At 41.3% G+C, this 26368-nt stretch carries 23 protein-coding genes; 13 read left to right on the top strand and 10 right to left on the bottom strand.

The window, feature by feature from the left end; genetic code table 11:
* Positions 1-13 precede the first annotated feature (13 nt).
* From B3E92_RS16670 to B3E92_RS16660, 3 genes are all read left to right on the top strand, one after another.
* Positions 14-2473, top strand: coding sequence for a heme lyase CcmF/NrfE family subunit (locus B3E92_RS16670; protein WP_115046579.1), 2460 nt, complete (start codon positions 14-16; stop codon positions 2471-2473).
* On the top strand, positions 2473-3234 hold the full coding sequence (locus B3E92_RS16665; RefSeq protein WP_286897582.1) for a Rossmann-like and DUF2520 domain-containing protein: 762 nt from the start codon (positions 2473-2475) through the stop codon (positions 3232-3234). The genes B3E92_RS16670 and B3E92_RS16665 overlap by 1 nt, the downstream gene beginning before the upstream one ends.
* A gap of 186 nt (positions 3235-3420) precedes the next feature.
* Entirely contained in the window at positions 3421-4977 is a 1557-nt protein-coding gene (locus B3E92_RS16660) for an FMN-binding glutamate synthase family protein (protein WP_070560733.1), read from the top strand.
* A 103-nt stretch (positions 4978-5080) separates the two neighbouring features.
* Here B3E92_RS16660 and B3E92_RS16655 read toward each other — a convergent pair whose 3' ends face one another.
* From B3E92_RS16655 to B3E92_RS16645, 3 genes are all read right to left on the bottom strand, one after another.
* A complete protein-coding gene (locus tag B3E92_RS16655) occupies positions 5081-5524 on the bottom strand; it encodes a MarR family winged helix-turn-helix transcriptional regulator (RefSeq protein ID WP_070560735.1) in 444 nt (147 codons plus the stop codon).
* 352 nt (positions 5525-5876) lie between these two features.
* A complete protein-coding gene (locus tag B3E92_RS16650; RefSeq protein ID WP_070560737.1) occupies positions 5877-6653 on the bottom strand; it encodes an amidohydrolase in 777 nt (258 codons plus the stop codon).
* A gap of 84 nt (positions 6654-6737) precedes the next feature.
* Complete coding sequence (locus B3E92_RS16645) at positions 6738-7706, bottom strand: polyprenyl synthetase family protein (protein WP_070560740.1); 969 nt, start codon at positions 7704-7706, stop codon at positions 6738-6740.
* Between the two features lie 111 nt (positions 7707-7817).
* Between B3E92_RS16645 and B3E92_RS16640 the strand changes: the two genes are divergently transcribed.
* Both B3E92_RS16640 and B3E92_RS16635 read left to right on the top strand, forming a co-directional pair.
* A complete protein-coding gene (locus B3E92_RS16640; protein WP_070560742.1) occupies positions 7818-8987 on the top strand; it encodes a glycosyltransferase family 4 protein in 1170 nt (389 codons plus the stop codon).
* Positions 8984-9313 (top strand): metal-sulfur cluster assembly factor, encoded by a 330-nt coding sequence (locus B3E92_RS16635; protein WP_070560743.1) that lies wholly within the window; start codon positions 8984-8986, stop codon positions 9311-9313. Before B3E92_RS16640 ends, B3E92_RS16635 begins: the two co-directional genes overlap by 4 nt.
* Positions 9314-9432: 119 nt before the next feature.
* Here B3E92_RS16635 and B3E92_RS16630 read toward each other — a convergent pair whose 3' ends face one another.
* Both B3E92_RS16630 and B3E92_RS16625 read right to left on the bottom strand, forming a co-directional pair.
* On the bottom strand, positions 9433-10674 hold the full coding sequence (locus B3E92_RS16630; protein ID WP_046672803.1) for a cation:proton antiporter: 1242 nt from the start codon (positions 10672-10674) through the stop codon (positions 9433-9435).
* A gap of 3 nt (positions 10675-10677) precedes the next feature.
* Positions 10678-11157, bottom strand: coding sequence for a cation:proton antiporter regulatory subunit (locus B3E92_RS16625; protein WP_046672804.1), 480 nt, complete (start codon positions 11155-11157; stop codon positions 10678-10680).
* Between the two features lie 525 nt (positions 11158-11682).
* Here B3E92_RS16625 and B3E92_RS16620 point away from each other — a divergent pair.
* From B3E92_RS16620 to B3E92_RS16605, 4 genes are read left to right on the top strand one after another with little or no spacing between them, the layout of a single operon-like run.
* Positions 11683-12294, top strand: coding sequence for a carboxypeptidase-like regulatory domain-containing protein (locus B3E92_RS16620; RefSeq protein ID WP_236586158.1), 612 nt, complete (start codon positions 11683-11685; stop codon positions 12292-12294).
* Positions 12257-14029 carry a SusC/RagA family TonB-linked outer membrane protein gene (locus B3E92_RS16615; RefSeq protein WP_286897577.1) on the top strand — a complete coding sequence of 591 codons (1773 nt, stop codon included), beginning with the start codon at positions 12257-12259 and terminating at the stop codon, positions 14027-14029. Before B3E92_RS16620 ends, B3E92_RS16615 begins: the two co-directional genes overlap by 38 nt.
* Positions 14026-14712 (top strand): hypothetical protein, encoded by a 687-nt coding sequence (locus B3E92_RS16610; RefSeq protein ID WP_286897575.1) that lies wholly within the window; start codon positions 14026-14028, stop codon positions 14710-14712. Before B3E92_RS16615 ends, B3E92_RS16610 begins: the two co-directional genes overlap by 4 nt.
* Before the next feature lie 13 nt (positions 14713-14725).
* Positions 14726-16348, top strand: coding sequence for a RagB/SusD family nutrient uptake outer membrane protein (locus B3E92_RS16605; protein WP_286897574.1), 1623 nt, complete (start codon positions 14726-14728; stop codon positions 16346-16348).
* A 49-nt stretch (positions 16349-16397) separates the two neighbouring features.
* On the opposite strand, the gene B3E92_RS16600 is transcribed toward B3E92_RS16605, so the two are convergent.
* Entirely contained in the window at positions 16398-17180 is a 783-nt protein-coding gene (locus B3E92_RS16600) for an MBL fold metallo-hydrolase (protein WP_286897616.1), read from the bottom strand.
* 114 nt (positions 17181-17294) lie between these two features.
* Here B3E92_RS16600 and recJ point away from each other — a divergent pair, with 114 nt between their 5' ends.
* The 3 genes from recJ to B3E92_RS16585 all read left to right on the top strand — a co-directional run bounded on the left by recJ (position 17295) and on the right by B3E92_RS16585 (position 21422).
* Positions 17295-18995 (top strand): single-stranded-DNA-specific exonuclease RecJ, encoded by a 1701-nt coding sequence (gene recJ / locus B3E92_RS16595; RefSeq protein ID WP_286897572.1) that lies wholly within the window; start codon positions 17295-17297, stop codon positions 18993-18995.
* Positions 18996-19150: 155 nt separating this feature from the next.
* On the top strand, positions 19151-19885 hold the full coding sequence (gene lptB / locus B3E92_RS16590; protein WP_028072074.1) for an LPS export ABC transporter ATP-binding protein: 735 nt from the start codon (positions 19151-19153) through the stop codon (positions 19883-19885).
* A 22-nt stretch (positions 19886-19907) separates the two neighbouring features.
* On the top strand, positions 19908-21422 hold the full coding sequence (locus tag B3E92_RS16585) for a GH3 auxin-responsive promoter family protein (protein ID WP_070560751.1): 1515 nt from the start codon (positions 19908-19910) through the stop codon (positions 21420-21422).
* 192 nt (positions 21423-21614) lie between these two features.
* On the opposite strand, the gene B3E92_RS16580 is transcribed toward B3E92_RS16585, so the two are convergent.
* Positions 21615-21773, bottom strand: a complete 159-nt coding sequence (locus B3E92_RS16580; RefSeq protein WP_157698580.1) for a hypothetical protein — start codon at positions 21771-21773, stop codon at positions 21615-21617.
* 324 nt (positions 21774-22097) lie between these two features.
* Between B3E92_RS16580 and B3E92_RS16575 the strand changes: the two genes are divergently transcribed.
* Complete coding sequence (locus B3E92_RS16575; protein WP_046672808.1) at positions 22098-23168, top strand: branched-chain amino acid aminotransferase; 1071 nt, start codon at positions 22098-22100, stop codon at positions 23166-23168.
* A gap of 145 nt (positions 23169-23313) precedes the next feature.
* On the opposite strand, the gene miaA is transcribed toward B3E92_RS16575, so the two are convergent.
* From miaA to B3E92_RS16560, 3 genes are read right to left on the bottom strand one after another with little or no spacing between them, the layout of a single operon-like run.
* Positions 23314-24234: a tRNA (adenosine(37)-N6)-dimethylallyltransferase MiaA gene (miaA, locus tag B3E92_RS16570; protein ID WP_088163026.1), complete on the bottom strand. Its 921-nt coding sequence runs from the start codon at positions 24232-24234 to the stop codon at positions 23314-23316.
* A 46-nt stretch (positions 24235-24280) separates the two neighbouring features.
* Positions 24281-24874 carry an IS1096 element passenger TnpR family protein gene (locus tag B3E92_RS16565; protein ID WP_070560757.1) on the bottom strand — a complete coding sequence of 198 codons (594 nt, stop codon included), beginning with the start codon at positions 24872-24874 and terminating at the stop codon, positions 24281-24283.
* A 45-nt stretch (positions 24875-24919) separates the two neighbouring features.
* On the bottom strand, positions 24920-26353 hold the full coding sequence (locus B3E92_RS16560) for a CCA tRNA nucleotidyltransferase (RefSeq protein ID WP_145329923.1): 1434 nt from the start codon (positions 26351-26353) through the stop codon (positions 24920-24922).
* Positions 26354-26368: the final 15 nt, after the last annotated feature.

Here is a 26368-nt window from a genome sequence, read left to right as displayed (position 1 = left end):
AAATCAATTTTCAATGGACGTTAATTACGTTGGTGAACACCTGCTGCCAGGGCAGATCGGACAATTCTTTATTGTACTTTCTTTTGGTGCTGCACTTCTATCTTGTATCAGTTACTTTTTTGCAACAAAATACCCTGAAGAGCATTCATGGAAAAAAATTGCACGTATGGCCTTTTGGGCTAATGCGGTCTCCGTAGTGGCGATTGGTGCAACTTTATTTTATATTATATACAATCATCTTTTTGAATATAATTATGCCTGGGCGCACTCGTCCAAGACACTCCCTACCTACTATATCATTTCCAGTTTTTGGGAAGGTCAGGAGGGTAGTTTTTGGCTCTGGATGTTCTGGCAAACAGTATTAGGTTCTGTTTTGCTGTTTAAAGCAAAAAGCTGGGAATCGTCTGTCATGACTTTCGTCATGTTATGCCAAGCATTTTTAGCTTCCATGATTATTGGTGTGGAAATCTTCGGTCTGCGTATCGGTAGCTCTCCGTTTATCCTATTGCGTGAAGCAATGGATATTCCAATCTTTAGAGAAGCTAACTATCTTTCACTTATCACCGACGGTAATGGTTTGAACCCTTTGCTTCAAAATTACTGGATGGTGATTCACCCACCAACACTATTCCTTGGCTTTGCGTCGATGATTGTTCCCTTTGCGTATGCAACAGGTGCTCTTTGGACCAAACGTTACAAAGAATGGATCAATGCAGCACTTCCTTGGGCTTTATTTGCCGTGATGATTTTAGGTGCAGGTATTATCATGGGTTCATTCTGGGCTTATGAAGCACTTAACTTCGGTGGATTCTGGGCATGGGATCCGGTAGAAAATGCATCAATTATTCCTTGGTTTACCTTGATTGCTGCTGTCCACGTCATGATTGCTTATAAGAATTCAGGCCACTCCTACTTCACCGCTACATTTTTGGCGATGATCAGCTTTGTGCTTGTGATCTACGCATCTTACCTGACACGTAGTGGCGTCCTCGGAGAGACTTCGGTCCACTCCTTTACCGACCTGGGCATGAGCGGACAATTAATCTTATTCAATGTTGTCTTTTTGGTTATCATGGTGGTCTTTCTTACCGTCAAAAAGAAAGAGATGCCCATCACAGAAAAGGATGAGGATATCTATTCAAGAGAATTCTGGATGTTTATTGGCGCCTTGGTATTGACTGTTGCCTGTGCACAGATCATTGCTTCAACATCAATTCCAGTGTTCAACAAGATCTTTGGCACCAAGGTAGCTCCACCTTTGGATCCAATCCAACATTATAACAAATGGCAATCGGGTTTTGCCGTCATCGTGATGATCTTAACCGGATTTACGCAATTTTTAAAATACAAACGTACCGATAGCCGCAAATTTTTGGCTTCCACTGTAGCATCGTTGGTTGTGTCTTTAATCCTAACGGCTGCTGTAGTCTATTTTACGAAGACGTATACCAACTTGATCTACATTTTGATCACCTTCGCAAGTATTTTCTGTATTCTGGCAAATATCCGCGTATTGGGTGACGCTGTCAAAGGTAAATGGAAACTGGCTGGTTCTTCGGTAGCCCATATCGGTTTTGGTTTATTACTTATCGGTGCCATGGTGGCCGCGGCAACCAACGAAGTCATCTCTGTCAACAACACGGGTTACATCGCTGTATCGGGATTCGACAAAGTAGAAAAGCCTGGCGACAACTTATTCCTGACTGAGGGTGAACCTGTACAAATGGGTGAATACAAAATTACCTATATCGGCGATAGCATTGTTGCTCCAAATACGTTTTATAAAATCAAATACGAGCGGATCGACGAAGAAACAGGCAAAGTGAAGGAGCATTTTGTGCTGCAACCTTTTGCACAAAACAACGCGAAAATGGGGGGGTTGATTGGTACTCCAGCCACCAAACATTATGTTACGCATGACGTATATACACTGATTACAGCGGCCGCAGCTGAAAGTCAAGCAACACACGCCAAAGTTCCTGCTGAAGATAAAACTGGTTTTGAGGACTACGAGGAGCCGGCAACATATCAGGTAAATATTGGCGATACCTTACGCTACCGCAATGGATATTACGTCATTGAAGGCTTAAACAAAGAGGCCCACCTAGAGAAAATTCCAAAGGGACCCAGTGATGTCATGGTTGGATTGAAAATAAAAGTATTTTCGGCCGACAACAAACAGTATGAGGTACAACCAATCTACTTAATTAAAGACGGTGGTGTTTATGACTTCAATAAAGATGTCAACGAGCAAGGGCTTAAATTCAGATTTACGGGAATTAAACCTGACAAGGATAAACTGGAAATCATGGTTTATCAAAAGCCACTTCCAGAAAAGAAATGGGTCGTATTTAAAGCCATTAAATTTCCATACATCAACTTTTTCTGGTGTGGAACGATTGTCATGACCATTGGTTTTATCATGTCCATTGTGAGAAGAAATAATGAGGAGAAACGAAAAGCACTTAAATAATGAACATTGTGATCTTAGGAAGCGGTAATGCCGCTACGCATTTTGGACAACAGTTTCAAAAAACAGGACATCATATCGTTCAGATCTACAGTAAAACAAAGGCCAATGCAAATGCATTGGCCTTTGCTCTTCATTGCGCAGCAATTGACCAACTATCTGAACTAGACCTACATGCTGATCTTTACCTCATTGCCGTTACCGATCGGGCCATTGTGTCGCTGGTAGAAGCGCTACCAAAAGATATAAAAGGTGTTGTTATCCATTGTTCGGGAGCAACCGATCTTTCTGTCCTGGCTGTATTTAAAAATGCGGGAGTCATCTATCCCCCACAATCATTATCCAAAAATAAAGCAGTCGATTTTTCGACCGTCCCACTTTGTGTTGAAGGTAACACGGATGAAAATAGTGCCGAGCTACTTCAGGTAGCACAGACATTTGCACCGCGGAGCATCTATTGTAATTCCCAGCAGCGTTTAGCCATCCACCTTGCCTCGGTTATGGTCAACAATTTTACCAACATCCTTTATCAGATGGCCTACGAGCTCTTAGCAGAAAACGACCTGTCCTTTGATCTAATTAAACCAGTCATCCTGGAGACGGCAGAAAAAGTGCAAAATCATATTCCAATAACAGTTCAGACAGGACCGGCGATCCGACAGGACAGCACAACAATGCAAAAACATTTGCAATTTATTAGCAATAAACCAGATTTACAGCAAATCTATCAACTTTTGTCGCAGGAGATTACTAAAAGAAAATAGTTTGTTAGAAACGGTTATAAACTTATCAAAACTTACCTCCAAGGGGTAAATATATCCATTTACTTCAGGAACTTTAGTACATTTGCTTCGTCCAAAAGCGCATTTTGGAATGCTAATTGAGTAATAAAATAATCAGTTGGGCTAAACATTAAAATAGCGAATTAAAACTAAACAATCGTATTTTCTATGGAAGTTAGAAAACTCATTCTTTCAATAATGATTGTGATTAATTTAATCATTGTATCATTTGGATTTATATTTACATCAAGCTGGTTTTGGCTGCTTATCATCCCATTTCCATTGCTATTGATCGCGTTATACCATAGTTTCCAGACCAAACATGCCATCCTACGCAATTATCCCTTAGTTGGATATTTCCGTTATATCTTCGAATCTATTCGTCCTGAATTGAGACAATATTTTTGGGAATCGGATATGGATGGACGTCCTTTCAACAGAAGACAGCGTTCGATCGTATACCAACGTGCAAAAAATCAACGTGAAACTGTCGCATTTGGTATGCAGACTGATCCACAGGCTGTCGGGAATGAATGGGCTGCGCACTCTGTTTTCCCTTGCCATATCGAAAATCACGACCTGCGCACCACTGTTGGAAATGCAGCCTGTAAAAAACCTTATAGCTTAAGTGTGTTCAACATCTCGGCAATGAGTTACGGTGCGTTGAGTAAAACAGCGATAACGGCATTAAATAAGGGTGCTGCACTTCAAAACTTTGCACACAATACCGGCGAAGGGGGAATCAGCGATTACCACAACAATGGGGGTGATTTAATCTGGCAGGTGGGTACAGGTTATTTTGGGTGCCGTAATAAGGAGGGAAAATTTGATCCGGAACTTTTCCGAGAAAAATCCAATCGTGAAAACGTGAAGATGGTCGAATTGAAACTTTCGCAAGGTGCTAAACCCGGTCATGGGGGTATCCTTCCAGCGGCAAAAAACACCCCTGAGGTCGCGGCTATTCGTCACGTCATTCCAGGAACAGATGTGATGTCGCCTCCAGCACATAGCGCTTTCTCCTCACCGACTGAAATGATGCACTTCATACAACAGCTGCGCGAGTTATCGGGTGGAAAGCCTATCGGCTTCAAAATTTGTATCGGCGATAAACATGAGTTTATCGACATCTGTCACGCCATGCAAAACACGCAGATCTTCCCGGATTTTATCTCCGTAGATGGATCAGAAGGTGGTACGGGAGCTGCTCCACTGGAGTTTACAGATAACCTAGGGATGCCATTATACGATGCATTGGCATTTGTAACGAAAACTTTGATTGCTTTTGGTTTAAAAAAACATGTTAAAGTTATTGTATCAAGCCGTATTGTAACGGGTTTCGATATCTTGAAAGTCATTGCCTTAGGCGCAGATGCATGTTATAGTGCTCGTGGTATGATGTTCGCTTTAGGTTGTATTCAAGCACTTAAATGTAATGAAGACGTTTGTCCGGTTGGAGTTGCCACGCAACAGCCGCATTTATACAAAGGTCTAGACGTAAATGATAAATATGTACGCGTAGCTCAGTTCCATCGTAATACATTACGTGCTACAGTCGAAATTATGGAAGCTTGTGGCTTCAAAACACTTGCGGATGTATCGGCAGATAAATTCTATCGTAAGGTAGATGCTATCCGGACATTAAGTTTTCAGGAAATCTATTTCGGAACTGAAGGTAAATTGGTCAATAGCCACACAGATTTCGAAAGCAAACTTTTCGAAGATTAACTGCTAGAAATTCATATAAAAAAGGTCCCCTATGTTGAATACATAGGGGACCTTTTTTATACGCTGATAGTTCCCTAATAAAATACCCCCTCACTAAGTATCTTTATTTCAGATTAAACAGTACGCGATGCAGAATGGTATTTGATAAGGCAATTTGATCGTCGGCCAAGCCCCCTAAGGCCTGTTCAATAGTATTTTTTGCCTGCTTCATTCCTTCATCCTTCATCTTTCGTCCTATTTTTGTTAAATAGATCAGATTGGACCGTCTGTCGTTTTTATCATTAACGCGGATAACCAAATTTACCCTTTCCAGGTTATTAATTAATCGAGTGACACTTGGTTTATCTCGAAATGTGCGAACAGCAAGCTCCTGCTGGGTGAGCCCCTCTTCTACCCACAGGTTATACATGATACTCCATTGTTCAGAAGTAATGTTTAACCCGGCCTCCTTGAGATTACGCTGTAATCTCCGCATAACTGCAATTGAGTATTTCCCTGTTAAGAAATTATAAAAATACTCTTGTGATACTAAATCTTGGTCTAACATATGAATAATGGTTATGGTTGTTTACGCAACTTATTTTAATAATAAAACGTCGTCTTTAATCCAATATGAGAAAAAGCTAAACGTATTTTGGCTAATAGTTAGCCTAAATTACGCTTTAATATAGCTGTCTCAAACAAAATTTTATCAACATGTCATAAGTAGATGTTGATAAATCATAACAATTTGATTTATACTAGACTGAATTTAATAAATAAAAAGGATACAAACAAAACCTTCACAACTTTGCAAACACCAACAGCAATTAAATCAAACTGAAGGTTCTTTCTGACCAATAAGATCAGGCACTCTCAGAAAAAATAAATGCTTGCAATTGTACCTAATTTAGAGGATGTTATCCGATTGAAAAAGAATCGGAATCTTTTAAGAAAGGAAATTTCTCGCGTGCTTCCAACAGGTCGTTCGGATTTAAGGTAAAGGTATACAAGTCCTCATCTTCCGGTTTATAATACACCACGTCACCAAGAGGGGATATACACATAGAGCCACCAGAATAGTAAATATCATTACCGTCGTGCCCAACACGGTTTACCCCAACAACATAAGCTTGGTTTTCTATTGCACGTGCCGGAATAAGAGCTCTCCAATGTGCTGAGCGCTTGTCTGGCCAGCTGGCGGTATACACTAAAATATCATATGCTCCGTTTTGATTTTTAGACCAGACTGGGAATCTCAGGTCATAACAGATCATCGGGCAGATTTTCCATCCTTTGATATCAACCAGGATACGTTCATTTCCTGGCTCAAAGTACTCGCTTTCTTTGGATAATCCGAAAAGATGACGTTTATCATATTTTACATATTTACCGTCTGGAAACATCCATACAAAGCGATTATAGTATTTCCCACCTTCTTCGATAATCAAAGAACCGGCAACAACACAGTTAAGTGAGCTTGCCATTTCAAATAGCCATCTTGTCGTAGGTCCATTTGCAGGTTCTGCACATTTCTCGACATTATTCGTGAAGCCTGTATTAAACATTTCGGGGAGAATAATAACATCCGTTTTCTCACGCAATGAGGAAAGTCTCAAGGCTAGATTATTTAGATTCTTCTCAATATTTTCCCAGAATAAATATGCTTGAAATACGGTGATTTTTAAAGGCTCCATGAACGTAATCTAAAAATTTATTTAATTATTTTCTTACAAAAAAAACATTTAATGGCAAGATACGAATTTTAATAGAATTTATACTTATTGCTGTCTTACCAAAAGGTTATTTGCTAACACTAATAACGCTTCTTTGCGATCATTTGGTACATTCAATGCTTCCATTTTTTCAAATGCCCGTTGCGTATAGCTATCTTTCAACTCGTCGGCCGCAGTTTTAATCGCATACTTCTCGTATAAGGCAAGCATATCCGCTACTTTTGATGGAGCAGTCTCTATAGTGGCATTTAATAGGGCTTGTAAAACCGTCTTATCATCATCCGAAATTACTGCCATCAACTTCACCAATAAAAAAGTTTTTTTATTGATCATGATATCACCACCAACAATCTTTCCAAAGGTATCTGGATCTCCATATGCATCCAAGATATCGTCCTGTAATTGAAATGCTAAGCCTACGTTCTCTCCAAAATCGTAGATCAGCTGCTGTTGCTGTTCATCTGCTCCCGACAGAATAGCCCCCAACTGTAATGCTCCGCCCAATAACACCGAAGTTTTAAGACGGATCATCTCAAGATACTCAGACATTGTCAGCGAATCCCGGCTCTCATAATCCATATCTAATTGCTGGCCTTCACATACCTCCATAGCCACTTTACTCAAAATTTTCAAAGTTGCAGGCAAGTAAATAGGATTACACTTTGAAATTTCCTCATACGCTTTGACCAACAAGCCGTCTCCAGACAATATGGCAATATTAGCATCCCACTTTTCGTGAACTGTCGTTTTACCTCTTCTTAAAGGAGCCTTATCCATCAGATCATCGTGGATCAGTGAAAAGTTATGAAAAAACTCCACTGCTTTGGCAGCAGGGATAATTTCCTCCATCTCTTGCATGCCGAATAATTCGGCGGCCATCAATGTCAGCACAGGTCGAACCCTCTTTCCGCCCAAAGTCAATATATACCGTATCGGATCATATAAATTTGATGGTGTTTCAGGAAATTGACTTGTCTCTATCGCCTCTATCACGAGTTGTTGTAAATGTTGCATATATCTTTACGATCGAATCTTGCGAATATAGCAATAATCATATAGAAATGGCAATTTTGTCCCTTTAAAGGAAGTCACCTCAAAATTGTACATTTGTATAAGTCTTTTATTATGCGCATACTGATTATCCATACATTTTATCAAGATCCTGGTGGTGAAGACACTGTATTTCAGCAGGAATCTTCCCTCCTCGCGCAAGGACATGAGGTCCAAACGCTAACCTTTCAAAATAAAAAGGGGTTGCAGGGTGCACTACAGACAATAGGATCTTTTTGGAATATTTGCGCTGCTCAACGTGTCAAAAAAATAATTCGGGCGTTTAAACCAGACATCGTTCACGTTCACAACACGCATTATGCAGCAGGCCCGATTATCGTGCGTACCATTGCCAAACTCGGCGTCCCCCAGGTCATGACCCTGCACAATTTTCGTTTACTATGCCCTTCGGCGACACTGTACCATCACAACCGTCTCTTTCTGGACTCACTCCAAGAGGAGTTTCCGTGGACAGCCGTCCGACAAAAAGCATTTAACAACTCGATAGTAAAAACATTTCTTCTCGCACTGAATTACTGGTTTCACCGCAAAATTGGAACTTGGGCAAAAGTAAATCGCTACATCAATTTAAGCTCCTTTGCAAAGAACATATTCGTTGAATCGACCTTGCATCTTCCGCCTACTAAATTCGCGATCAAACCGAATTTTGTCTTTCCTACGACAATAGCACCAGAGGGTCCGCAGGCCCACTTTGTATATGTCGGTCGTCTTTCAGATGAAAAGGGGATATTACAGCTGATCGATGCTTTCATCGGCACAGATTTTCAACTAGCAATTATCGGCGGCGGTCCGCTCGAAAATGAGGTTTTGAGAAGCATTAAACACCAGGCGAATATTTCCTACCTCGGTTTTAAAAAGAGATCAGAAATACTTCCCTTGATAGCCAAAGCACAGGCTTTACTTGTACCATCGATTTGTTTTGAAGGGATGCCGATTACGATTCTTGAGGCTTATTCAGTCGGAACAGCTGTGCTTTGCTCCAATTTAGGCCCGCTCCCCGAACTGATTATCCCCGGCAAAACAGGACAAACGTTCGATCCCCACAACAAAAACGATATTATCCAATGCTTAACGGAGTGGAGCACAAAAACAACAAATGAAAAAGATGAGATAAGAAAGACCTGTATTGCTTACTATTTTAGTAATTTTACTCCTGAAATAAATGAAGCGAAATTATTAGCGATCTATCAGGACGCTATTCACGATAAAAAACGGAATAAATGAGTATCATTATATTAGATAAACTGGGTCTAGCGCCACAAATCCAAGCTGTACTGGAAACAATTTATGATCCTGAACTGAAACCCGCAAATATTGTGGATTTGGGGCTTGTATATGAAATCATTACGAAGGAAGAGGGTATTGCAAAGATTGTAATGACGCTGACTGCTCCTGGCTGCCCCGTGGCAGGCGAAATCATGAATGAAGTTCAGGAAAAAGTTGCTGCTGTAGCAGGTGTCAAAGAAGCATTGGTCGAATTGACATTTGATCCACCCTGGACAAAAGACATGATGTCTGAAGAAGCAAAACTGGAGCTGGGTTTTTTGTAAAATTCACCGACTAATCAAACAAAACAGGGCTATCCAAGAATATTGGAAAGCCCCGTTTTGTTTGTATATGCTATATGCCTCTCCTAAAACATCGTTTGAGCTGTACCCTATCCGCAGGTCTATCTGCCCTGATTGTTTTCCAAATCGCTCAACTTTTTCAAAGGCTTGGCACTATTGGCATCCGCACCGAAAAGTAATTTCCAAAGCTTACGTGACTCTTTGGTCAATAGTGGGGATACAATGGAAAGAATGAGCACATATACGACCACAAAGGATTGAATAACGGGTAATAAAGCCCCTGCTTTACCAATATTTGCCATGATAATGGAAAACTCCCCCCGTGCAGACAAGGTAAAACCAATATCAAAGGACGTTTTAGGTTTCATACCCGAAAATTTAGCTGCAAAATAGCCCGAAGCAAGATTCCCCATCACCGTCACCAGCGCTGCAATCGAAGCCCAAAAGACAGCTCCTCCAAGGGACATAATGTCAATAGACAATCCGAAACTAAAGAAAAACATGGCCCCAAAAAAGTCCTTATAGGGCAGCACCATCGATTCAATCTTTTTGATGTATTGCGAATCCGCCAACACTAAGCCGGCCATCAATGCCCCGATAGCCTCCGCAACATGGATGGTTTCGGAGAAACCTGCCACAATAAAAAGTAAGGCAAAGATGATCAATATAAATAATTCAGAAGTTTTTTCCTTCAATAAGCGATCGATCGCAGGCACCAGTTTTCTGCCCAAAATCAAAAAGGCCAATATAAATCCCAAAGCCAGTAAGGAAGTTCCAGCTACCGTCCAAAACGAACTGCTTCCTGTCAGTATCAGGCCCGAAAGGAAAGAAATATGCATCGCTATAAACAGGTCATCGAACATAATCATTCCCATGATCACCTCCGTCTCCGGGTTGGCTGTACGTTTGAGATCTGTCAGCACCTTTGCAACAATGGCCGTGGATGAACTCGTCATGATACCGCATAACACCATCATCTCCTTAAATGGCATATCCATTAGCCATCCGATCAACAAACCTGAAGTAAAGTTCAATAAGACGTAAATTGTCCCACCGGTGACAATTGCTTTACCGGACTTAATCAGCCGATTGACCGAAAACTCAAGGCCAAGGTAGAACAGCAGGAACAATACGCCCAACCGTCCCATGAAATCAATAAAGGGTTTACTTTCTGTAAATGTTAAATCCACCAGACCAACCTGCGGAGCGTGCTGCCCCAAAACCATTCCTATAATAATGAAAAATGGAATAACAGAAAACTTAAGCTTATTAGCTATTAGGCCAACAATGGCAACAAGTCCTACAGCGATTCCAATTTCCAGAATTAAGGTATGTGATAGCATAAATTACAGTAAAATTTCCTTCAAAAGTTTAATATTATTCTTCTTTCCAGCGATGACAAGTGTGGTGCCTGGGCTAATCAAATAAGACGGTCCTGGATTTATAACCGTATCATCATCCCGTATCCCAGCAATAATCGATGCGCCTGTACGTTGACGAACTTCCAGCTCTCCAATTGTCTTACCAGCACCCTCATTTTTGCCTTCCACTTTGTACCATTCAATGCGTAAATCGTCCAAAGCAACTTCAATTGTCTCCAATGCTTTAGGCTTATAGGACAAGCCACCGATAATACCCGCAATCTGCCGAGATTCATCGTCATTGAGTGTCATGACGCAACGTGACTCATGCTCCTCGTCATCATAGCGATAAAGTTCCCGTCTACCATCGTCATGGATAACAACAACCATATTGTCTCCCGCATCGGTTTCAATTTGAAATTTTTTTCCAATTCCAATCAGATCGGACTCTCTTACAATAGACATAATTTTCTATTTAAATAAATACTAATAATATAAGCTTCATAACGTGGTATACCACAATTACAAAAGCAAGCTGAAGGTTCTTTCTCGCAAAAAAACAAAGACTTTGAGGAAAAACAGCATCAGCCCTTAGCTACTAAAACACAAATTTACCCAAAAAATCAATCTTAAACGAATCCGCAGGTAGCTAACGGGATGGGCTACAAAGAGCAAATTACCCCAAAATACTAAAAAAAGAGCAGAAAAACGACTCTTTTAACCGATTTCATCCCTTTTTTCGACGTATGGCATCGTGATGACATAATTGAACAACACCAAAAGCACTCGGTGTACATAGGCTATTAACGATCCGAGTTCCTAACAGAACAAATCAGCTTTTATTAGCTCCAATTTTCATTACAAATACCCATTTCTATAACGTTTTCGTAGTTCATGCAATCGTTTGTTCCAAGAAGCAATAGAATTGCCAAAGGTTTATTTCTTTATAATTGCCGCATTAAACACTTACTGAATCTAAATTACACACCTATGGTCAAAAAGAGTCATCTCATCCTTCTGACACCATTATCAATCTTGTCATTAGCGGCACCTATTTACGGGGTAGCGAACCCACGTAATTTAGTTGCAATAACCAGTCTTTCACCCTTTCAGCAGGTCGTCTCCGGAAAGGTCATTGATGAAACCGGGAAACCAATAAGCGGGGTTAACGTTTCTGAAAAAGGTAAAGCGGCAGCAACGACAACCAATCAAGACGGAATCTTCTCACTGAACGTCAGTTCAAAAAGTGCCATCCTAACATTTAACTCGATCGGATTTACCGCGAAAGAAGTCTCCGCGGCACAAGCAGCACAAATAACCTTGACAAAATCCGAGGATGTTTTGGATGAAGTTGTGGTCGTAGGTTATGGTAAACAGAAAAAGAGCGGTTTGACAGGAAGTATCGCTACAGTGGAAGCAAAATCCCTAGAACGAATAAATTCACCGAATGTTGTCGATAAACTTCAAGGTAAGATTTCTGGTCTAGCGATCAATTCCGGTTCAGCCAAACCTGGTGAAACAGCTTCTATCAATATCCGCGGTGAGAACTCGATATCCGCGTCCAATGCTCCCCCTCATTATCTTGGATGGAATCCCTTTTAGTGGTTCCCTGGGTGATATCTCTTCCAATACAATTGCCAGTATCTCGGTATTGAAAGATGCCTCATCCACTGCAATCTATGGTTCAAGAGCTGCAAATGGCGTTATCCTCATCACCTCAAAAAAGGGTGCGGCAGGAAAAGCACGCATCAATTATAACGGTTATTTTGGGGTACAAAGTGTAGAACGTCGTCTTAAATTGATGAACGGCCAACAATACATCCAATTTATGCGTGATTACCAGGCTTCGAAAGGAAAAACCGGCGATCAGCTTAACCCAGAGAATTATCTTTTTGCCAACGTATTGGAACAATACAAAAAAGGGGAAGAAGTCAATTGGCAGGATGAAGTATTCAATAGCGGCGCTCCTGTTCAGGAACATCAACTCAGTTTTTCGGGCGGAACGGATAAATCCGATTATTATGCATCTGTGAGCTACCTAAATCAAGATGGCGTTGTAAAAAATACGCCATACGAAAGATACAATGTCAATCTGAACCTCAATCAAAGTTTAAGCTCTTGGTTAAAGCTAGGAATGACCATGCAGGCTTCTCAAGGGAACCGCGACGGCGTACAGCCCAACCTCGAGAGTGTTGTAAAACTTTCCCCTTACAGTAAAAACCGCGATGCCGATGGTACTGCTATAACGTACCGAATGTATGCACAAACACTATGGGCACATCCTTTTGCAGACGAAAAAGGCCAATGGGATCAGACCAGAAGAACAGTCTATGCGAATACTTGGCTTGATGTGAAACTCCCTATTGAAGGATTAAGTTTCAAAACCACATTCGGAACCAACTACCGAAATATTAATGAAAACTCCTATTACGGTTCCAATACAGTTACAGGACGTGGCGTGAATGGTACCGGATCAATTTACAATGAGCATTTCTGGGACTGGACCTGGGAAAATCTCTTGACCTATGACCGTACCTTTGGTGACCACAAGATTAATGTCGTGGGTCTCTATTCCTCGCAGAAAACAAATTTGAAAACTTCAAGAATGAATGGAGACGATTTTGTATCAGATGCCGGATATAACAACATGGCCTCTGCCTCTAAAAATCTTAAGATCGAATCCAACCTTCAAAATACCGCAATGATTTCCTACATGGGAAGAATCAACTATGCTTTTAAGGATCGCTATCTATTAACCTTAACAGGCCGTTCGGACGGTTATAGTGCATTCTCGATCAACAACAGATATGCATTTTTCCCATCGGTTGCGGGAGCTTGGGTGGTTTCTAAAGAAGGAAATGTGCAGGATTATTTCGATTTATTAAAACTTCGTGTTTCTTATGGTAAAAACGGAAATCAGGCCGTATCGCCATATCAAACTTACGACCGTCTGACCAACGTCGATTACATCTATGGTCTTGACCCCGTCAAAGGGCTTGTGATGAATTTCAATGGCCGTGGAAGTAATCTAACGTGGGAAACGACAGCTTCATTAAACCTTGGTTTGGATTTTGGTATTCTCAAAAATAGAATTTCAGGAACGGTCGACTATTACTCCTCTAAGACATCGGATCTTTTATTAAGTGAACAGGTTCCTGTCATGAACGGTTATAACACTATTTTGACCAATATCGGTGAAACCTCAAACAAAGGGATCGAAGTTACCTTGAATGCCACACCGGTCAAAATGACAATTTCCAATGGAACGTCAATACGACCTTTGCCTATAACAACAATAAAATCACCAAACTGCGCGCTGATGGAAAAGATGATTTGACCAATGCCTGGTTAATCGGAAAGCCTATCCGTATTTTCTACGACTATAAAGTTATTGGTGTTTGGCAAGAGGGCGAAGACATCGCAAATTCATACCAACCTAAAGCGAAACCTGGCGATGCCAAGTTAGCAGATCTCAACAACGACGGTAAAATCGACGCCAGTGACCGTACGATGATGGGGAACAAGATATCGCCTTATACACTTGGTATTGGTAATGATTTCACGTACAAAAATTTCTCCCTGTCAATCTTTATGAATGGAGCCTTTGGCGGAACGAAAATAGATGATTTCAAAAACATCGAACGTTTCTTACCTAACAACGGTGCCAATTACCTTGCCGACATGCCTTACTGGACGCCAGAGCGCACCAATACAGATATTCCATCGCCTGGATATACGCCAGTAAATAACCATACTTATTATATCAATTCATCCTATTGGCGAATTAGAGACTTTAGCTTGGGCTATACTTTTGACGGCGATTTTCTAAAAAGATTGAATCTCTCTTCCATTAAAGCATTTATCAACGCCCGTAACCTCTATACATTCTCCAAAATCAAAGGTTACAACGTAGAGGCATTGAGCGTGAGTTCGACCACAGGTAATCCAACAGCGACAAATATTGCCAGTCCTTATCCTGTTGCAAGAACATTCTCATTGGGAGTAAATGTCCAATTCTAAACACATCAAAATCATGAAGAAAAGAAATACAACTTTATATACAATGCTAGCTGGCCTAAGCTTACTTTTCACAGGCTGCAGCAAGAACTTCTTAAATGAAGACACCAGTAGCTTTCAGTCACCTGATAATACCTATATTAACACGAAAGGCTTCGAAACTGGACTAAATGGTTTATACTCTTATGCCCGCATGGAATTCCTGACCTGGAACGGTAGTATCTTTTCCCAAGGAGCAACCCCGCAGGAGGCGCTACAGGTCGGAACGGATATCGTTGCCATCAAAACTACAGGTACAGACGCTACATTGGCTCCATTCAGCAATTATACGCTAAATCCGGCTTCGTCTTATGTACGCAATTATTGGAAATATGCCTACGGATTTATCGGTAATACCAATACCATCCTCGAGGCTTTAAAAAAGGATGGCATCAGCTGGACGGACAAGGATAACGATCCAAAACGTGTAGAAGCAACGGCCCGTTTCTTCCGCGCCTATAGCTATCGCTACTTAGTCAACTTATACGCCGATGTGCCTTGGGTGGACAAGGTCTCCGAAACACCCCGTCGTGATTTCACCCGTACACCGAAAGCTGAAATCTTGACACACATGATTGAAGACCTGAAGTATGCAAGTGAAAACCTACCCGACAATCCAGGTACAATTCAGGAAGGTAAATTGACGAAATGGGCCGCTTTACACTACCTGACAGAAGCATATATCGAAGCTGGACAGCCAGATTTAGCTGTAGAGGCTGCCAACAAAGTGGTTCAAAGTGGCTACTTTAAATTGAACGATCAACGTTTTGGCGCCGAAAAAGATAAACCCGGGGATTATTTCCACGATATGTTTATTGAAAACAATCAAAATCGCGGTTCCGGCAATCAAGAAACCATCTGGGCCATCCAATTGGAATACAATACACAAGGAGGTGGCGACCGCTACACCGATTGGAGCAAACGCGCGTGGGTTCCTTTCTATTCACAACAAAAAGGATTTGCCTTGGCCGACTCACTTGGAGGAAGAGGTCTTGGGCACGTACGCCCTTACCAATGGTGGCTGGATAGTTATGAAAAACAGGATGTCAGAAATTCTTCTTTCAATATCAAACGCGATTGGTATTATAACGATCCTTCCGTACCTGAACTTTATGGTAAGAAGATCGTACTTACCGACGCCATCAAAGAATCAGGCAACGTGTTCCCGACAACAACCAAATTTTTCTACGGAAAGACAGCTGTTGACCCTGCATTTGAAGGAAATATGAAGGACCGTGTGAAAGTACGTTTGGCCGAAACTTACCTACTATTGGCAGAAGCATACTGGCGTGCCAATAAACCGGCACAAGCTAAGGATGCCATCAATGCTGTCCGTGCCCGTGCAAAAGCGTCATTAATCGATGCCGCAGCGATCAATGCGGATCTGATTCTCGACGAACGCGCCCGCGCGCTTATTGGTGAGGAAATGCGTCGCATGACCCTTGCCCGTTTCGGTGAGGATGTCTTTTTACGCCGCGTGCAAACGTTAAACACACAATCGAAAAATGTGGTGAAAAAAGAATTTATTCTTTGGCCTATTCCACAAGAAGTTATCGACAGTAACACTGGTGCAGCCTTCCCACAAAATCCGGGATACTAAACCTTCCAAAAAACCTTCATGAGCCCAAAGGCCATGGAGGTTTTTTCTTTTACGACTTTGCTTCAATCAGTTTATAGGTGCCATCTTCCCGGATCTGACTACGACCAATGGTGATATTTTTTGAATGGTAAAACAAAAAAATCCAGCCCGCTGGTGCACCTTCTGCCCAGTACTCCTGACGCAACGCTTTGGAGCGCCGACCATCAAAATCATATTTGGCAACATAGTTATGGAAAATTTCTTCAGGCTCAGGTAATACATCTCCGCCAAAGAAATAGTGCTGGTCGCCCGTTTGAATACGAAACGACTGATGATGTGCTGTATGTCCACCATTGAGCGCATAGCTGATTTCTGTATTTATTCTACCTTCACCTTCCACCAGAACCAAATTTCCACTGCGCTGAACCACATCAAAAATCTCGGTTCTATATGAACTGGAGATGCCTGAATAAGCATCTTCCCACTCGCCACGTTGAACAATATATTCGGCTTCAGGAAATGCGATGCGTCCGGTTCCGTTTTCAAATGTGACCATCCCCCCAGCATGATCCTTATGAAGATGAGACATCAGTACATATTTTACATCTTCCGGTTCAAAGCCAGCCTTACGGATATTATGATGCAGTTGTAGCACGCCACTGTCATCGGTATAGCCAAGACCGGTATCACAGAGCACAAGTCCCGCATCAGTTTCGATCAAAAAGGGGTGAACTTGAATAAATAGGGAGCCTGGCCGGTCCTGGGGCTTGTCTATTAACGGATCAAAGGGTATAAATTTTCTGCTTTTGTCGACTGAAAAAGAACCTTCATATAAAGAATAAGCCTGCACCATATTTAAAACATTGGGAATATGCACGTTAAGCAACAGCGGATCAATACCGGGTTTAGGAATTAGGTAAGTCCAGCCTTAAAACGTATATTTACACTTAAAATATTGTGCAAAGATATGCAAAAAAGGTGGGTACTAAAATCTAAAACTGATGTCAAAATAACCAACAAACTGCGCGAGGAATTAAACATCAACACTGTCTTGGCAGAGTTGCTCGTGAGCAGAGGAGTGGAGACTTTTGACGAATCAAAGCAGTTTTTTAGACCTCAATTATCGGATTTGCACGATCCATTTTTGATGCGGGACATGGAAAAAGCCATCACCCGTATTATCCAAGCCATTGGCAACAAAGAAAAAATACTCATCTATGGAGACTATGACGTAGACGGTACAACAGCTGTTGCCGTTGTTTATAGTTTTTTCAGGGAATTTCATAGCCAGCTGGAGTTTTATATTCCAGACCGCTATGCCGAAGGCTATGGAATCTCCACACAGGGTATTGACTATGCCGCAGCAAATGGTTTCAGCTTAATTATTGCATTGGACTGCGGTATCAAGGCAATCGATAAAATAGATTACGCAAATAGCAAAGGAATTGATTTTATCATTGGCGATCACCACCTTCCCGGTGAGGAACTTCCCAAAGCCTACGCCGTGTTAGATCCCAAGCGTGCAGACTGTGAATACCCTTACAAAGAACTTTCAGGTTGTGGAATAGGCTTTAAGATTATTCAGGCTTTTATACTCACCAATGGCATGGATATCAATGCCTGTTATCAGTTTTTGGATCTTGTGGCCGTAAGTATTGCTTCGGACATTGTTCCTATTACCGGCGAAAATAGAATACTTAGCCACTTTGGTCTCATTAAACTCAATTCGAATCCCTGCGTCGGACTAAAGGCACTGATTGATTTATCCAATAATCGAACGAAGATCTTTACAGTGAACGACATCGTGTTCCAGATCGGGCCCCGCATCAATGCAGCGGGCAGAATAGACCATGCTAAGGACGCCGTCAAACTTTTGATCTCCAAATCGCTGCAAGAAGCCAAAGACTTCAGCTCTAGCATAGACGATCAAAACAATGTACGGAAAGACTTTGATCTCAAAATAACAGAAGAAGCGCTTGCACTGATTGAGGATAATGTTCTTCTTAAAAGCCGAAAATCCACGGTATTGTATAAAGCCGACTGGCACAAAGGTGTCATTGGTATTGTCGCTTCCCGACTGACCGAAAAATATTACCGTCCGACGATTATATTGACCGAAACAAATGGTCATATTGCAGGTTCCTGCCGTTCGGTACTGGGTTTTGACTTGTATGAAGCCTTAAGCGAATGCGCTGACTTGTTGGAGCAATTTGGTGGTCATAAATATGCTGCCGGACTAACGATGTCCTTAGATAATGTCACGCTATTCCAGGATCGTTTTGAGGAAGTGGTATCGCGACGTATCAGTCCTGAAATGCTGACCCAAGAAATTTTGATCGATGCAAAGTTGGCATTGAAAGATATCGATGCTAAGTTCTTCCGTATTCTCCAGCAGTTTGAACCTTTCGGGCCCCAAAATGAATCCCCTATTTTCCTCAGTAAAAAGGTAAATGCAGTAGGACAGGCTTTTATTGTGGGCACCAATCACCTCAAGATGACGGTTATTCAAGAAGACTCTCCTTCATTTGACTGTATCGGTTTTGGACTGGCAGAACATATCACACACATCAATTCTGGGCAAAGTTTCGACATCTGCTACAGCATTGAAGAGAATGTGTGGCGCAACAAAAGAAACTTACAGCTAAACATCAAAGGGATTAAGTATTAGTATTGCAATAGTAAGAAGATATTAAATATATTTACACAAGATTTGGTCAGGCATAAAACCCTCATACTGGATTAGATACCAGGCATGAAAGAACGGTGAGGGTTCTTAAGTAGTCCTATTGAACAGATACATATAACACAAGACACTCCACGAAGATGATTTTAAAGGCAGAACATCTCATAAAAAAATATAAGCAGCGAACCGTTGTCAACAATGTTTCCTTCCATGTGGAACAAGGAGAGATTGTCGGGTTATTGGGCCCCAATGGGGCAGGAAAAACGACCTCATTCTATATGATTGTTGGTCTGATCAAGCCCAATGAAGGCAAAGTATTCCTCGACGATCAGGAGATTACGCAGGATGCGATGTACCAACGTGCCCAACGTGGGATAGGTTACCTCGCTCAGGAAGCATCCGTCTTTCGGAAGCTCTCCGTAGAAAACAACATCCTGGCTGTATTAGAAATCCACTATCCAAATAAAGAAGAACGTTTGGCAAAACTGGAAGAACTACTCACAGAATTCAGCCTACACCGTGTCCGCAAAAACAGGGGTGATTTGTTATCCGGTGGTGAGCGTCGACGTACCGAAATTGCGCGAGCATTAGCTGCAAATCCATCTTTTATACTTTTGGATGAACCTTTTGCAGGGGTTGACCCAATCGCCGTAGAAGAAATTCAGACGATCGTAGCCAAGCTCAAAACCCGTAATATCGGCATCTTAATTACCGACCACAACGTACAGGAAACCCTATCTATTACGGACAGGGCCTACCTCCTGACCGAAGGAAAGATTATGCTGACGGGTACACCTGAGGAAATTGCAGATAATGAGCTTGCCCGTAAATTTTATCTCGGTAGACATTTTGAATTAAGAAGGAAAAAATTTTAAAGATTAAAGAATCTCTCCCCCTATGGCCTTATTAAACTCCATTTTTACTTGGTTCATGAAAAAAAGAATTCACCAGATTGAACTTTTCATGAAATACCCACACGATGTACAAGAAGAATGGTTTCAGAGTTTAATTGCCACTGCTGAAGCTACGGAATGGGGAAAAAAATACGATTATACAAGTATATTAACGCCCGAAATCTTCAAAGAACGTGTCCCTATACAGGACTATGATGATATTAAGGGCTACGTTGATCGCATGATAAAAGGCGAACAGAATATCTTGTGGCCTTCTGATATCAAATGGTTTGCCAAGTCCTCAGGCACTACATCTGACCGTAGCAAATTTATTCCCGTTAGTGAGGAAGCACTCGAAGAGTGTCACTTCCAGGGCGGTAAAGATATGCTTACAATCTATTGTCATAATAGACCCGAAAACCGCGTATTTACGGGAAAATCTGTTGTTATTGGTGGTTCTTCACAAATCAACAATTTCAGTCCGGATTCCTACTACGGCGATCTTTCATCAATCCTCATCCGTAACCTTCCTTTCTGGGCAGAATTTAAGCGAACGCCCAATATGGAGGTTACTTTAAATCCAAACTTTGAAGAGAAAATTGAACAGATTGCTCAAATTACACTCAAAGAAAACGTAACGAGTCTAGCTGGCGTACCGACATGGAATATTGTTATGGCCAAACGTATTCTTGAGATTACAGGCAAAGACAACCTATTGGAGGTATGGCCAAATCTAGAGTTTTATGGGCATGGCGGAGTGAGCTTCAAACCTTATCGCGAGCAATTCCAAAAATTGATCCCTTCTGACAATATGTATTATCTAGAGAATTATAATGCCTCAGAAGGATATTTTGGTCTACAAGATCAATCGGATTCGGAAGATCTTCTGCTTATGCTAGATTATGGTATTTATTACGAATTCTTACCTACTGAGCGAATGCACGAAGAAAATCCGTCAACCTTACGTTTGGATCAGGTGGAGCTTGGCAAAAACTATGCATTGATCATTTCAACGAATGCTGGTTTGTGGCGTTATAAAATCGGAGATACCATCAAGTTTACATCATTATCCCCTTATCGTTTTCAGATCTCCGGACGTACCAAACAATACATTAACACCTTTGGCGAAGAGGTTATTGTTGACAACGCCGAACAGGCCCTGGCCGAAGCGAGCAAGTTGACACAGGCACGTATAAAAGATTATACCGCTGGACCTGTCTATTTTAAAGATGCCGAAGCCGGAGCACATGAATGGGTGATAGAATTTGAACAACAACCCAATGATTTTAGGCGTTTTTGTGAAATATTGGATGCTAAACTCCGTGAAATCAATTCGGATTATGACGCCAAACGTTTTAAGAATATGGCCCTACGACCACCTATTGTACACAATGCGCCCGAAGATACGTTCTATAAATGGATGAAATCAAGAGGTAAGCTAGGTGGACAAAATAAGGTTCCAAGATTGAGCAATAGTCGCGAATATCTCGACCCGCTGTTGAAAATACTAGCCGAATAATACGGCATACAGACTAAAATATTCCGCACATTGACCGAATAATAGGGGGTCTCCGGCTGGAGATTAGCCAAAATTTTTTGGATTCCCTTATTTTGGCTAATCTCGTATTGCTGAATTTTGTTGTTTTAAAGAACCGCTGTGCGTTCGTCTAATTGGTAAGCTCAAGAAAGCTTAGACTATAATGGAGGTTTGTTAAGGTTTAATTGCCGTTTTATATAAAAACACAAAAAAACCAAGGATAAAATTCATAGAAATACCTTTCTTCTGAACTTCAACTTCACCCTGTAACACTGAGCGATTGTCGCCTGATGTTACTTCACTACTTTTGTTAAGACTGTGAGTCAATTCCATACTAAGTTTATTTTTATGATAAGTGATTTTATAGCGTTACTGCGGACCAAAAAGCCCATCTATAGGACCGCATTCTTTATAGCCAAACTTTATGCCATAATATGAAATAACGGCGTTAATTAATAAATACTTAACACATTTAATTATTAATACAGTCTAGCCGAGAAATATGAAGTAAAATTCTTCCATTTCAAAAAAAGTGTAGTAAAATAGGGAACAACTGTCCGAAATAAAAGGCATATCGAAGCGGGTAAATTATCCGGGTACAGGTGCAACTTATATTTCATTTTTTTCCTAACTTAGCCTAAGTAATTAAAAAATAAGATGAACGCGACAGAGAACTATTCAATTCGCGTAGAGCCAACTCAAAATTCAAGACTCTCGCAAGTAGATTTCGACAATCTAAAATTCGGAAAGATTTTATCCGACCACATGCTGGTCGCAAACTATGATGACGGTGAATGGAAAGATGTCAGCATCGTCCCTTATGGAGATATCAGTATTAGTCCTTCGATGTCCGCTTTACATTATGGTCAAGCGATCTTTGAAGGAATCAAGGCTTATAAATTTGCAGATGGAACAGTGAGTATCTTCCGTCCGGACAGAAACTGGGAAAGATTCAACAAATCTGCCGCACGTCTTCAAATGCCGGAGGTACCTGAGGAGATTTTTATGGATGGCCTAAGCAAGCTATTGGACATCGACCGTAACTGGATCCCGGCAAAAGAAGGTTCATCATTGTACATCCGTCCTTTTATGTTCGCAACAGAAGCAGCATTAGGTGTACACCCTTCAAAGTCATACAAATTTATCATTATCACTGGCCCTGTAGGCGCATATTACAGCAAAGCAATCAGCTTAAAAGTTGAGACCTATTATACGCGTGCAGCAGAAGGTGGTGTTGGCTTTTCTAAAAATGCAGGTAACTATGCATTATCGCTTTACCCTACACAATTGGCCAATGATGAAGGTTATGACCAAATTATGTGGACAGATGCTTCTGAACATAAATATATTGAAGAAGCAGGTACGGCAAACCTTATTTTCCGCATTGGAGATACGATTATTACACCACATGGTGATACGATCTTACACGGTGTAACACGACGTACAATTATGGAATTGGCGGAGAAATGGGGTTATAAAGCCGAGCAGAGAAAGGTATCTATTCAAGAATTAATTGACGGTATTAAAGCCGGTACAGTAACTGAAGCTTTCGCAGCTGGTACTGCAGCCACAATTACGGATATCAGCCGTATCGGTTTTGAAGGACAAGATTACCACTTGCCACCAGTAGAGGGCCGCGAGTTTTCAAATCGTGTTTTGAATTACCTCAACGACTTGCGCTATGGCAAAGTAGAAGATCCATTCGGATGGAACTATTTAGTAAAGTAATTTCCAAAATGAAATAGAAAAGCCTTTGTTATTAATAACAAAGGCTTTTTTTATGGCCTATATACGTTATGCATACCTTGAAACGCGGTCTATATACCTCGTCTGAACCTTCGAGGATAACATCTAGTTCACTGCTGCTAGATCCTTAGGAATGCTCTCCTGTCAGCTCCTTTTGAATAAAATCAATTATAGCAGCTGTCTCCTGGGACTGAAACCAATGCGTATTGCCATATTTTTTAAACCATGTAATCTGTCGCTTGGCATAACGTCTCGAATTTTGTTTGATTTTCTCGGTCGCTTCCGTCAAAGACTGCTTGCCATCGAGATAATCAAACAACTCAGCGTAGCCAACAGTGAGCAATGCAGGCTTCGTTCTGAAAGGAAGTAAAGCTTTCACTTCGTCCAGTAAGCCATTTTTCATCATCAAATCTACACGTAAATTGATCCTTTCATACAAGTTCGCCCGATCCATATTCAAGCCAATGGTAAGGATATCAAAAGGTCTTTTCTCGACATCTTTCTTATGGTAAAATGACATCGGTTTACCAGTCTCCTCAAAAACTTCAAGCGCCCGTACGACACGTTGCGGATTATCGATGTCTGCCGTTTCAAAATATGCAGGGTCAATACTTTTCAATCGATCTTTTAAGACCTCCAATCCCAATACTGCAAGTTCATGATTAAGTCGCTCGCGCACTTCATCCCCCGCCTTGGGCAGATCATCCAATCCTTCGCACAGGGCCCGTACAAACAGGCCCGATCCACCTACCATAATTACGACATCATGCAATTGAAATAGTTCTTCTAGTTTCAGTAAGGCCTCACGTTCAAAATCGCCTGCAGAATAATCCTGCGTGATGGAGTGTGAATCAATGAAATAATGAGGAGCAGCAGCAAGTTCCGCTGGATCTGGTTTAGCTGTACCAATAGACATTTCCCGATAGAACTGACGAGAATCAGCAGAAATTATCGCTGTTTTAAAATATTGCGCCAATGAAATAGCCATTGTAGTCTTACCAACAGCAGTTGGCCCCACAATGGCTATCAATGTTTTTTTATTTGCCATAATATAGCACTTCACAGGCTGAAAAAAACCTGTAAAGTCTTGTTAATTAATATTCGTCTTCGTAGCCGTTGGATTCTTCACGCTCTTCACCTTCTTCGCCCTCTTCCTCATCGTCACCATCACTGTCGAAGCCATCCAATTCGTCTTCATCATCGACGCCATATTGCGTATCATCTTCCTCCACATAATCGTCCTCTTCAACCGAATCTGACACGGGGAAATTAGCCGCAGTCATAGTTTTGGGAACCTGCCCCATAGACTTAAACAGCGCCGGATAGTCTTTTCCATCCTCTTCCTTCAAGATCTTGATCAATTCAACCTGGAAATCATAAGGACGATCAAAATTGTAAACGTAGTAAAATTTCTGATGTGGATCATCAATAAACTTACTTAAACGGATATTCTCCATCAACAATACCTCAGCATCTTTTTTACGTTGTGTAGGCTTGAATGCAATCTCCGTTCCCTTTTTCCACTGATCATTGCTCACATAGAACGAGGAAGATGCATCCGCAGCATAACCTGTTGATTTATGGATTTCCTCATGCAGGTCTATAAATGTACTTTTAGAAGGCATGTCGATCTCACGATATACATCTTCATAATCCTCAAAAGTAACTCTAAATCTATAAATTGCCATCTCTGCTATTTTCTTCTTTTAACCCTCTAAAATTAATACTATATTTTAAGAATTGGAAATTTCCAATGGGATTTCTTGTTTGATCGTCAGGTTCATTTCCCCTGCTTTTTTCACCAAGAATTGATAAGCTTCTACTCTGGAATTTGGAATATCGCCCTCCAGAATAGCCTCACGAATCAAATTTTTCAGCTGCCCTACAGTACGCCCTGGTGCTAAGCCAAATAGGATCATGATATCCTCTCCACTGATCGGCGGCTGCCAGTTTCGAACCTTGTCCCGCTCTTCGACATCCTTCAATTTTTGTTTGACAAGTTCAAAATTCTGACGATATTTTTTCTTTTTAAACTCATTTTTTGTGGTCACATCCGCATGGCATAGCATCATAAGGGCTTCAATATCATCCCCCGCCTCAAACAAGAGACGACGTACAGCAGAATCCGTTACGATATCCTGCGCCAAGACAATAGGCCGAAGATGCAATTGTACCAGCTTCTGAACAAATTTCATTTTCTCATGGAGCGGCAGCTTCAATTCAGCAAAAAGCTTTGGTACCATACGTGCACCACGATCTTCGTGGCCATGAAACGTCCAGCCGAGCTTTTTATCGAAACGTTTTGTTGCCGGTTTGGCAATATCATGCATAATCGCTGCCCAACGTAACCAAAGGTCTTCAGACAATTCGCATACATTATCCAACACTTCCAACGTATGGTAGAAATTATCTTTATGGCCTTTGCCATCAATGACATCAACTCCGTGTAAATTATACATGGCCGGAAAGATCAATTCCAGGAGACCGGTATCAAAAAGATATTTAAAACCGACTGACGGCTTAGGTGAGAGAATAATCTTATTGATTTCATCGATAATACGTTCTTTCGAGATAATCTTTATTCGCTCTTTGGTATCGCTAATCGCTTTGATCGCATCAATCGTGATTTTAAAATTTAGCTGTGTCGCAAAACGGATAGCCCGCATCATACGCAGTGGATCATCGGAAAACGTTTCTATCGGATCCAACGGTGTTCGAATAACGCGCTGTTCAAGATCCTGCACGCCGTCAAATGGATCCACTAAAGTACCATAATCCGCTTTATTCAAAGAAAACGCCATCGCGTTGATCGTAAAATCACGTCGATTTTGATCATCGGATAAGGTACCGTCTTCCACAATAGGCTTACGTGAATTGGCACGATAAGATTCCCTTCGGGCACCGACAAACTCCACATTGAGTCCTTCATAAACCAACATTGCTGTACCAAAATTCTTGTAGACAGCAACTTTAGTATGTAGCCTATCACCCAATAAAGTCGCAAATTCAATGCCGCTGCCGACGACAACAATATCCACATCATTCTTAAAAGGCCGCTTCATAATATAGTCGCGAACATACCCCCCAATGACATAACATTCTGTATTTGTTATCTCGGCGAGTTCCTTAATGATTGAAAAGATTGGATGTTGTAAATTATCGTACATAGTCAAAACAGCAGG

The sequence above is a fragment of the Sphingobacterium sp. UBA6317 genome (assembly GCF_002440385.1).
GTDB lineage: Bacteria > Bacteroidota > Bacteroidia > Sphingobacteriales > Sphingobacteriaceae > Sphingobacterium > Sphingobacterium multivorum.
The sequence above is the reverse complement of the archived record's forward strand: the minus strand, read 5'-3'. Positions and strand labels throughout refer to the sequence as shown.